Consider the following 9,067-nt stretch of genomic DNA (forward strand, 5'->3'; position numbering starts at 1 on the left):
GAGCGGGCCATGTACCACACAAAATACGGTTAAAGCCTGGCGCGCCCAAGTCGATAACCTTCCATAGATCGTCCTCCCTGATCCACAGAAGGTTTTTATGTCCACCACCAAAGCCCGCGCAGACTCACTTTCGCTTCTGCTCTTTACCTTGCGCAGCGGCAAGCTGATGGCCATCAACCTGCTGAAAGTCAGCGAAATCATTCCGTGCCCGCCGCTGACCAAGCTGCCGGAGTCTCACCCGCACGTCAAAGGCATTGCCACCCTGCGCGGTGCCTCGCTGGCAGTGATCGACCTGAGCCGTGCCCTGGGCGAAATGCCCCTTGAAGACCCCAACGGCGGCTGCCTGATCGTCACGGATGTGAGCCGTTCCAAGCAGGGCCTGCATGTGCAGGCGGTGAGCAAGATCGTGCATTGCCTGACCACCGACATCCGCCCGCCGCCCTATGGCTCCGGCGGTAACCGCGCGTTCATCACCGGGGTCACCCAGGTGGAAGGCGGCCTGGTGCAGGTACTGGATATCGAAAAAGTCATCCACGGTATCGCGCCGGCACCGGTCGAAGTGGCGCCTACCGACCTGACCATGGAAGAAGCTGAAGTACTCGGCCATGCGCGGATCCTGGTGGTCGACGACAGCCAGGTCGCCCTGCAGCAATCGGTGCACACCCTGCGCAACCTCGGCCTCACCTGCCACACCGCGCGCAGCGCCAAGGAAGCTATTGATGTGCTGCTGGAGCTGCAAGGCACGGCCGAGCAGATCAATGTGGTGGTGTCGGACATCGAGATGTCTGAAATGGACGGCTATGCCCTCACCCGCACCCTGCGTGAAACACCGGACTTCCAGCACCTGTATGTATTGCTGCACACCTCCCTGGACAGCGCGATGAACAGCGAAAAAGCCCGCCTGGCCGGGGCTAACTCGGTGCTGACCAAGTTTTCCTCGCCCGAGCTGACCAAGTGCCTGGTAGTGGCCGCCAAAACCGTGGCGCAACAGGGTCTGTGACCGAGTATTTCCAACTACTGCGCCGCGACCTGAGGGGCAGCCTGCCCGCCCCGCAGTGGCCGGCCAATACACAGTTGGATCATTACCGCGCAGACCTCGCCCCGGCGATTCACGCGGTGTTGCGCATGACCCAGGACCAGGGCGGCGGCCGCGTTCCCAACCTGGAAACCTGGCAGCGCCAATTCAATACCGATGCCGAGTTCGACCCCACGCTGTGCCTGGTGGCCAGCAACGGCGAGAGCATTCTCGGCGTGGCCCAGTGCTGGACCAGCGCCTTTATCAAGAACCTTTGCGTACACCCTTGCGCCCAGGGCCAGGGAGTGGGCCGCGCGTTGTTGCTGCACAGCTTCCAGGTCTTCAAGCAGCGCGGCGAACCCTACGTGGACCTCAAGGTGCTGGAGAGCAACCTGCGTGCCCGGCAACTGTATGAAAGCGCGGGCATGGTATTTGTCCTACGGGATGTGGCCGCAGACGACTGACAGTCGCTGGCGCATAACTTGCTTCCAGAGTCCCTGAACGGTGAACAGAGGTAAAAACCCGTCACCGTTCCTGCGTGCCTTCTGACCTAGCCTGGTGACAGATCTGCCATGAACACTCACTTTTCCTGCGTCGGTTGCGGTAAATGCTGCACCGACCATCACGTGCCCCTGACACTCGACGAGGCCCGCCTGTGGGCGGCGGACGGCGGTAACGTCATCGTCCTGGTGGAAGGGTTCCTGGGTAATGGCCTGGGCCTGCCCCAGCAGCAACGCGAACATGCCGAGCGCCGTTCGGTGGTGGTGCCCAGCGGCAACACCGAGGCGTTTGTGGCGATCACCTTTGCCGCCTACAACGCCGGACGCTGCCGGAATCTTGACGAAGACAACCTGTGCCGCATCTATGAACGCCGGCCATTGGTGTGCCGCATCTACCCAATGGAGATCAACCCGCACATCCCGCTGAACCCTGCCGCCAAGGATTGCCCACCGGAATCCTGGGAACAGGGCCCTGCGCTGATCGTGGGCGGTGAGTTGATGGACCTGGAGCTGGCTGAGTTGATCCGCCGTTCACGTCAGGCCGATCGCGATGACGTGCAGACCAAGGAAACGGTGTGCGCCTTGCTGGGCATACGGACCACGGCGCTCAAGGGGGATGGGTTTACCGCTTACCTGCCGGACATGGGCGCATTTGGCCAGGCGATTGAGTCCGCAGCGAATCAGCCACCCGTGGCCAGCGAGTGGGTGTTCCATGTGTCGGGCCTGGACATCGCCGAACAGGTGCTGGACGCCGGCGCGCGGGTTGCGACTGAGGTGCCGGCCAACTATGCGTTTATTTCGTTGCGGGCGGCTTAGGCTGTTCCTGCCCGCGATAGCGATGGCGCTTTCACCACGAGGGCGTTGATTTGCGTGACGCACTGGCTGGGGCTGGCACCTCCAGTGCGACGCCAGCATGCTGGGCCTGTTGGACGCTCACGGTGCATTCAGCCGGTAAGGCGCAAGAATCCGCTGATACTCGCCGTTGTGCATAAGGTGTTCGAGGGCGCGATTAAGCTCAGTACGCAACGCCGTGTCGGTATTGCGCAGTGCAATCGCCACGCCCTCGCCCAGCAGTTCGGCAGACACGGCAGGGCCCAGAAAGTCGAAATCCGCACCAGCGACCGTGTCGAGCAGGGCGTTGCGGATTTCCACAGTGCCCTGCAGAGTGGCGTCAATATCGCCTGCCACCAGGCTGCGCACCAATTCGTCGTTGAGCCAGAAGCTCTTGATGATCACGCCGTTGCGCGCCCATTGCGACCGGGCAAAGGCTTCGCGATTGCTGCCCAACAATACGCCAACGCGCTTGCCCTTGAGCGACGCTGTCGTTGGCATCAGGCCTGAGGTTCGATGCGCGACCAGGCGCGTGGTGAAGGGGTAGAGGATATCGCTGAAGCTCACCCAGCGCCGCCGCTTGGGGGTGGGCGCGATCCCCATGATTGCATCGAATTGGCGGGCATCAAGGCCTTCGAAGTTCTCGACCAACACCTGGTCGACCCAGGTGCAGCGCGCATTCAACTGCCGGCACAAAGCATTGCCCAGCTCGATATTCAGACCGACCAACTGCCCTTTAGGGTTACGGCTCTGGAAGGGGGGGAATTGCGCGGCAACGGCGAAGCGGATTTCGCGTCGCGGTTGATCAATGCCAGCAACGGCATCCACCGCGAGCAACAGGGCAAGCGCTACACAGAGCTGTATCAGGGCCACAGGAAACATCCTTTTCCGGAAAGAGCGCCGTCTGTTCAGCCTCGGTAAAAAGTCGAGGCTGAACAGAAGCGGTGCAAGCTTTCAAGAAACGATCGCGGGCCTACAAGCGGAAATTTCAGCGGGCGCTGTAGGTAGCATCCTGCAATGCGTGTTGCAGATTATTCCTAACGTTTACCCATCGAACGACGAGTACCCGGCGGCGCCATGCCTGGGGTCTTGGTGTGGCCGTTCTTGGCACCGTTTTTGTACCAGGGCTGGGCGTCACTCTTGCTGCCGCCCAGTTCACCCGGTTTGAAGGGAAACTTGAACGCCGGGATCTCGGCTTTTTCAACGCCGTCGGCGTTGGCCGAATCGACGAGTTCGGCCGCTTCAACAGAGGGGGGTGTCGGGGATTTCATGAAAGCTCCGGGGCATGCAGAAAATGATGTAGCCCCAAGTGAAGGGCCCCATAGATAGGAAGTATACCTGTGCGACTCAGATCTTTGACCAACGTCGTACGAATGGTCAGGAGTTAACTGACGCAGCTGTCAGATGGCGGTCACTTTACTGACTGGGTCAGCAGGCTATAAATACTCCCACCTACCTCAACCCCTGCCTTGGCGCCTTACAGCATGCACATTAAAAGAAAAACTGTATTGACCGTGGGAGTCCTCGCAATTCTGGCTGTCGCGGCCTGGGCGCTGACCCGACCTGCCAAGCCCAAACTGGTTGTCTCCACCGCCGTGCCGGTAAGGGTCGTGAAGGTGGTGGAGCAGGACTTGCCGCGCTACGTGACCGGAATCGGCTCGGTGCTGTCGTTGCACAGCGTGATCATTCGCCCGCAAATCGACGGCATCCTCACTCGATTGCTGGTCAAGGAGGGGCAACGGGTCAAGGCTGGTGATCTGCTGGCGAGCATCGATGACCGCTCGATCCGTGCCAGCCTCGACCAGGCCAAGGCACAACTGGGCGAAAGCCAGGCGCAACTGCACGTGGCGCAGGTCAACCTCAAGCGCTACAAGGAGCTGAGCATTGATGATGGCATCTCCAAGCAGACCTACGACCAGCAACAAGCGCTGGTCAACCAGCTGAAAGCCACGTTACAGGGTAATCAGGCCGCCATCGACGCGGCCCAGGTGCAACTGTCTTACACGCAGATTCGCTCGCCCGTCACCGGCCGCGTCGGTATCCGTAGTGTGGATGAAGGCAACTTCCTGCGCATGAGCGATGCCCAAGGGCTGTTCTCGGTCACCCAGATCGACCCGATTGGCATAGAATTCTCCCTGCCACAGCAGATGTTACCGACGTTGCAGGGCCTGATCGCAGCCGCTTATCCCGCCCGCGTGGACGCCTACCTGGGTGCCGATACCGAAGGCGACAACGCCGACCTGCTGGGCCAGGGCCGCTTGAGCCTGATCGACAACCAGATCAGCAGTACCACCGGCACCCTCCGCGCCAAGGCCGAATTCAGCAACAGCACACAGAAACTCTGGCCGGGCCAACTGGTGACGATCAAGATCCAGACCGCCCTCGACCGCAACGCCCTGGCGGTTCCGCCAAGCGTGGTGCAGCGCGGCCTGGACTCGCACTTTGTGTACCGCGTCAACGGTGACAAGGTTGAAATCGTGCCGGTGCAAGTGGTGTATCAGGACAGTGAACGCAACATTCTCAAGGGCATCCAGGCGGGCGATGTGCTGGTCAGCGATGGTCAGTCGCGGCTCAAGACGGGCGCCAAGATAGAGGTTCTCAAAGAACCACCCCAAGTGATCCAGACCGCTGACGTCAAGGTGCAGCCATGATGACATCCCGGGGCTCGATTTCCGCCTGGTGTATCGACCGCCCGGTCGCCACCCTGCTGCTCACCTTCGCCCTGGTGCTGCTCGGGCTGATTGCCTTTCCAAAATTACCCATCGCCCCACTGCCACAGGCTGAATTTCCCACCATTCAGGTGACCGCACAGTTACCAGGTGCCAGCCCCGACACCATGGCATCGTCGATTGCGACCCCGCTGGAAGTGCAGTTCAGCGCAATCCCTGGCATGACTCAGATGACCTCCAGCAGTGCCTTGGGCTCCACTCTGCTGACCCTGCAATTCACCCTCGATAAAAGCATCGATACCGCTGCGCAGGAAGTCCAGGCAGCTATCAATACCGCTGCCGGCAAACTGCCGAGCGATATGCCGAGTCTGCCGACCTGGCGCAAGGTAAACCCGGCGGACAGTCCGATTCTGATCGTCAGCGTCAGCTCCCACGACATGTCCGGCACTGAACTGAGTGATTTGGTCGAAACGTTGTTGGCGCGTCAGATCAGCCAGATCGACGGCGTAGGCGAGATCAACATCACCGGCCAGCAGCGCCCGGCGATTCGCGTGCAGGCTTCTCCCGATAAGCTCGCCGCCATCGGCCTGACCTTGGCCGACATCCGCCTGGCGATCCAGCAATCCAGCCTCAACCTGGCCAAAGGGGCGCTGTACGGCAAGAACAGCGTCTCGACCCTGGCAACCAACGATCAGCTATTTCACCCGAGTGAATACGGCGACTTGATCGTCTCCTACAAGGATGGCGCACCTGTTCAACTGCGCGACGTCGCCAACGTCGTCAGCGGATCGGAAAACGCCTACGTACAGGCGTGGGCCGTCGACACGCCTGGCGTTAACCTGGTAATTACCCGCCAGCCCGGCGCCAACATCGTCGAGACCGTGGAGCGCATCCAGGCCGAATTACCACGACTGGAGGCCATGTTGCCGGCATCGGTGCAGGCCAGCGTGCTGATGGACCGTACCACCACCATCCGTGCCTCGCTGCACGAAGTGGAAATGACCTTGTTGATCGCCGTATTGCTGGTGGTCGGGGTGATGGCGATTTTCCTGCGCCAATGGTCGGCAACCATCATTGTCTCCAGCGTGCTGGGCGTATCGTTGATCGCGAGTTTTGCCCTGATGTACGTGCTGGGCTTCAGCCTGAACAACCTGACCCTGGTAGCCATCGTGGTGGCCGTAGGCTTTGTGGTGGACGATGCGATTGTGGTGGTGGAGAACATCCATCGCCATCTTGAGACCGGCATGGACAAGCGCGAGGCGGCGATCAAGGGGGCCAGTGAAATTGGCTTTACCGTGGTGTCTATCAGCGTGTCCCTGGTGGCAGCGTTTATTCCGCTGCTGTTCATGGGCGGCGTAGTCGGCAGGCTGTTCAAGGAGTTTGCCTTGACCGCCACGTCGACCATTCTGATTTCTGTCGTGGTGTCCCTGACGCTGGCGCCGACCCTGGCGGCATTGTTCATGAATGCACCAAACCACCGCGCGCATGACAAACCCGGCTTTGGTGAAAGACTGCTGGCAGCCTACGAAAGAACCTTGCGTCGCGCCCTGGCCCACCAGCGCACCATGGCTGGCATCTTCATGCTGACCTTGGCCCTGGCCGTGGCTGGCTATGTGTTTATTCCCAAGGGTTTCTTTCCGGTGCAGGACACCGGTTTTATCCTCGGCACCAGCGAGGCGGCGGCGGACGCGTCTTACCCGGACATGGTCGCCAAGCACAAGGCGCTGGCGCAAATCATGAAAAAAGATCCGGCTGTGCGAGCGTTCTCCCACTCCGTCGGTGTAACCGGTAGAACCCAGACCATCGCCAACGGGCGCTTCTGGATTTCCCTTGTACCCCGGGGTGATCGGGATGTGTCCGCCAGCCAATTTATCGACCGCATCCGACCTCAGCTGGCCAAGGTGCCTGGCATCGTGTTGTACCTGCGCGCAGGCCAGGACATCAACCTCAGCTCTGGCCCACGCCGTAGTCAATATCAGTACGTGCTCAAAAGTAACGACGGCGCGACGCTGAATACCTGGACCCAACGTCTGACCGAAAAACTGCGTTCCATTCCGGCGTTCCGCGACATATCCAATGACCTGCAACTGGGCGGCAGCATCACCCACATCACCATCGATCGCCGCGCTGCAGCACGGTTCGGGCTCACCGCCACCGACGTCGACCAAGCGCTGTATGACGCCTTCGGCCAACGCCAGGTCAATGAGTTCCAAACCGAGGTCAACCAATACCAAGTGGTACTGGAGTTGGACACCCAACAGCGCGGCAAGGCCGAAAGCCTGAATTACTTCTACCTGCGTTCGCCGCTGACCAATGAAATGGTGCCGCTGTCGGCATTGGCCCGCGTCGAAGCGCCCACTGTTGGGCCGCTTTCCATCAGCCACCACGGCATGTTCCCGGCCGCCAACCTGTCGTTCAACCTGGCGCCCGGTATTGCGTTGGGTGATGCGGTGATTCTGCTCAACCAGGCGAAAAACGAGATCGGCATGCCGGCTTCGATCATTGGCAGTTTCCAGGGTGCGGCGCAGGCGTTCCAGAGTTCGCTGGCCAGCCAGCCGTGGCTGATCCTTGCGGCATTGGTGGCGGTCTATATCATTCTCGGCGTGCTGTATGAGAGCTTCGTGCACCCGCTGACGATCATCTCGACGTTGCCCTCGGCAGGCCTGGGTGCGCTGGTCATGCTGTGGTTGTTGGGCCAGGATTTCTCGATCATGGCGCTGATCGGCCTGGTGCTGTTGATCGGCATCGTCAAGAAGAACGGTATCCTGCTGATCGATTTCGCCCTGGACGCCCAGCGCACACGTGGGCTGTCACCGCAGGATGCGATCTTCGAAGCCTGCATCACACGGTTCCGACCGATCATCATGACGTCCTTGGCCGCGCTGCTCGGCGCCCTGCCGCTGATGCTCGGTTATGGCGCCGGTGCGGAACTGCGCCAGCCGCTGGGCATCTCAGTGGTCGGCGGGCTGCTGGTCAGCCAGGCGCTGACGCTGTTCACCACGCCGGTCATCTACTTGTACCTTGAGAAGTTTTTCCACAAGCCCAAACCAACACCTGAGTTGGCGACCACACATTGAGGCTGGGCCCCCACCCTAGAGCAAAAGGCTCATGTGCGTCCTGATTATTGAAGGCGAAGAAAAAACCGCGGACTACCTGCACCACGGCCTGATAGAACAGGGCTAGACCGTCGATGTGGCCCGCGAAGGCGTCGAGGGTTTGCACCTGGCGCGGAGAATGACTACGCCGTGATCGTGCTCGATGTGATGCTGCCAGGCCTCGATGGCTTTGGTTATTGCGTACGTTGCGTGCGCGCAAACAAACGCGGGTGATCATGCTCACCGCCCGCAAGCGCGTGCAAGATCGCATTCATGGCCTGCGCGAAGGCGCTGACGATTACCTCGGCAAGCCGTTCTCTTTCCTGGAGCTGGTGGCACGCTTGCAAGCCTTGACCCGCCGCAGCGGTGATCATGAGCCGGTGCAGGTAACCGTTGCCGACCTGTGGATCGACCTGATCAGCCGCATTGCAGAAATGGTCTGAGACATCAATTTCGACAGCGGCGCCAACGCCGCGGAAGTGGCGATCAAGCGCCTACGCGTCAAACTCGATGGGCCGTTCGACACCAAGCTGCTGCACACCATTCGTGGCATGAGGTATGTGCTGGAGAGTCGCAGTGTCAGCTAACTCCATTGCCCTCCCACAGTTTGTTCGATGTACACCAGACGAAGATATCAGGCAGCCCGACTGTTGCAGTTTGGGCAACAGTCATTATCTTGTTACACTCTGTATCGTACCGCTCGCCTGCGTTAATTTGACGCATCGATGAGCGCGACGGCAAAGGCAGCTTGCGCTTACCCGAATTTCCCTCGACTTATTTCCAGGGCTCTACACTGGGAATCTGTCTTAAAGCCGCTGACTTCAGCGGCTTTTTTTTGGTTCTTCACGGATTGCCGGGAAAGACGCTCTTGATCTTCATGAAGAAGAACTCGCTGTCCCGGTAACCGTACGCCATTCGTTTGATGACCTTTATTCGATTGTTTATTCCTTCCAACTG

At 60.1% G+C, this 9,067-nt stretch carries 8 protein-coding genes and 1 pseudogene; 6 read left to right on the top strand and 3 right to left on the bottom strand.

The window, feature by feature from the left end:
* Positions 1 to 97: 97 nt before the first annotated feature.
* The 3 genes from AACY52_RS23605 (at position 98) to AACY52_RS23615 (ending at position 2,331) form a co-directional block, all read left to right on the top strand.
* Complete coding sequence (locus AACY52_RS23605; protein WP_339417620.1) at positions 98 to 1,000, top strand: chemotaxis protein; 903 nt, start codon at positions 98 to 100, stop codon at positions 998 to 1,000.
* Entirely contained in the window at positions 997 to 1,479 is a 483-nt protein-coding gene (locus tag AACY52_RS23610; protein ID WP_339417618.1) for a GNAT family N-acetyltransferase, read from the top strand. Before AACY52_RS23605 ends, AACY52_RS23610 begins: the two co-directional genes overlap by 4 nt.
* A 108-nt stretch (positions 1,480 to 1,587) precedes the next feature.
* The gene (locus tag AACY52_RS23615) at positions 1,588 to 2,331 is read left to right on the top strand and encodes a YkgJ family cysteine cluster protein (protein ID WP_339417616.1); all 744 of its coding nucleotides are present in this window, start codon (positions 1,588 to 1,590) and stop codon (positions 2,329 to 2,331) included.
* Positions 2,332 to 2,448: 117 nt separating this feature from the next.
* Here AACY52_RS23615 and AACY52_RS23620 read toward each other — a convergent pair whose 3' ends face one another.
* Both AACY52_RS23620 and AACY52_RS23625 read right to left on the bottom strand, forming a co-directional pair.
* Positions 2,449 to 3,219 carry a transporter substrate-binding domain-containing protein gene (locus tag AACY52_RS23620; RefSeq protein WP_339417614.1) on the bottom strand — a complete coding sequence of 257 codons (771 nt, stop codon included), beginning with the start codon at positions 3,217 to 3,219 and terminating at the stop codon, positions 2,449 to 2,451.
* 164 nt (positions 3,220 to 3,383) lie between these two features.
* Entirely contained in the window at positions 3,384 to 3,617 is a 234-nt protein-coding gene (locus AACY52_RS23625; protein WP_339417613.1) for a hypothetical protein, read from the bottom strand.
* Between the two features lie 213 nt (positions 3,618 to 3,830).
* Between AACY52_RS23625 and AACY52_RS23630 the strand changes: the two genes are divergently transcribed.
* From AACY52_RS23630 to AACY52_RS23640, 3 genes and pseudogenes are all read left to right on the top strand, one after another.
* A complete protein-coding gene (locus AACY52_RS23630; protein ID WP_339417612.1) occupies positions 3,831 to 4,997 on the top strand; it encodes an efflux RND transporter periplasmic adaptor subunit in 1,167 nt (388 codons plus the stop codon).
* Complete coding sequence (locus AACY52_RS23635) at positions 4,997 to 8,092, top strand: multidrug efflux RND transporter permease subunit (RefSeq protein ID WP_339436129.1); 3,096 nt, start codon at positions 4,997 to 4,999, stop codon at positions 8,090 to 8,092. The genes AACY52_RS23630 and AACY52_RS23635 overlap by 1 nt, the downstream gene beginning before the upstream one ends.
* Positions 8,093 to 8,123: 31 nt before the next feature.
* Positions 8,124 to 8,697 (top strand): annotated as a pseudogene (locus AACY52_RS23640) (response regulator).
* 256 nt (positions 8,698 to 8,953) lie between these two features.
* Here AACY52_RS23640 and AACY52_RS23645 read toward each other — a convergent pair.
* Positions 8,954 to 9,067, bottom strand: a 114-nt coding sequence (locus AACY52_RS23645) for a transposase (RefSeq protein ID WP_143497295.1), incomplete at its 5' end; no start/stop codon positions are given.

This window comes from Pseudomonas sp. EA_65y_Pfl1_P113 (assembly GCF_963970525.1).
In the GTDB taxonomy this organism is placed as follows: domain Bacteria; phylum Pseudomonadota; class Gammaproteobacteria; order Pseudomonadales; family Pseudomonadaceae; genus Aquipseudomonas; species Aquipseudomonas tritici.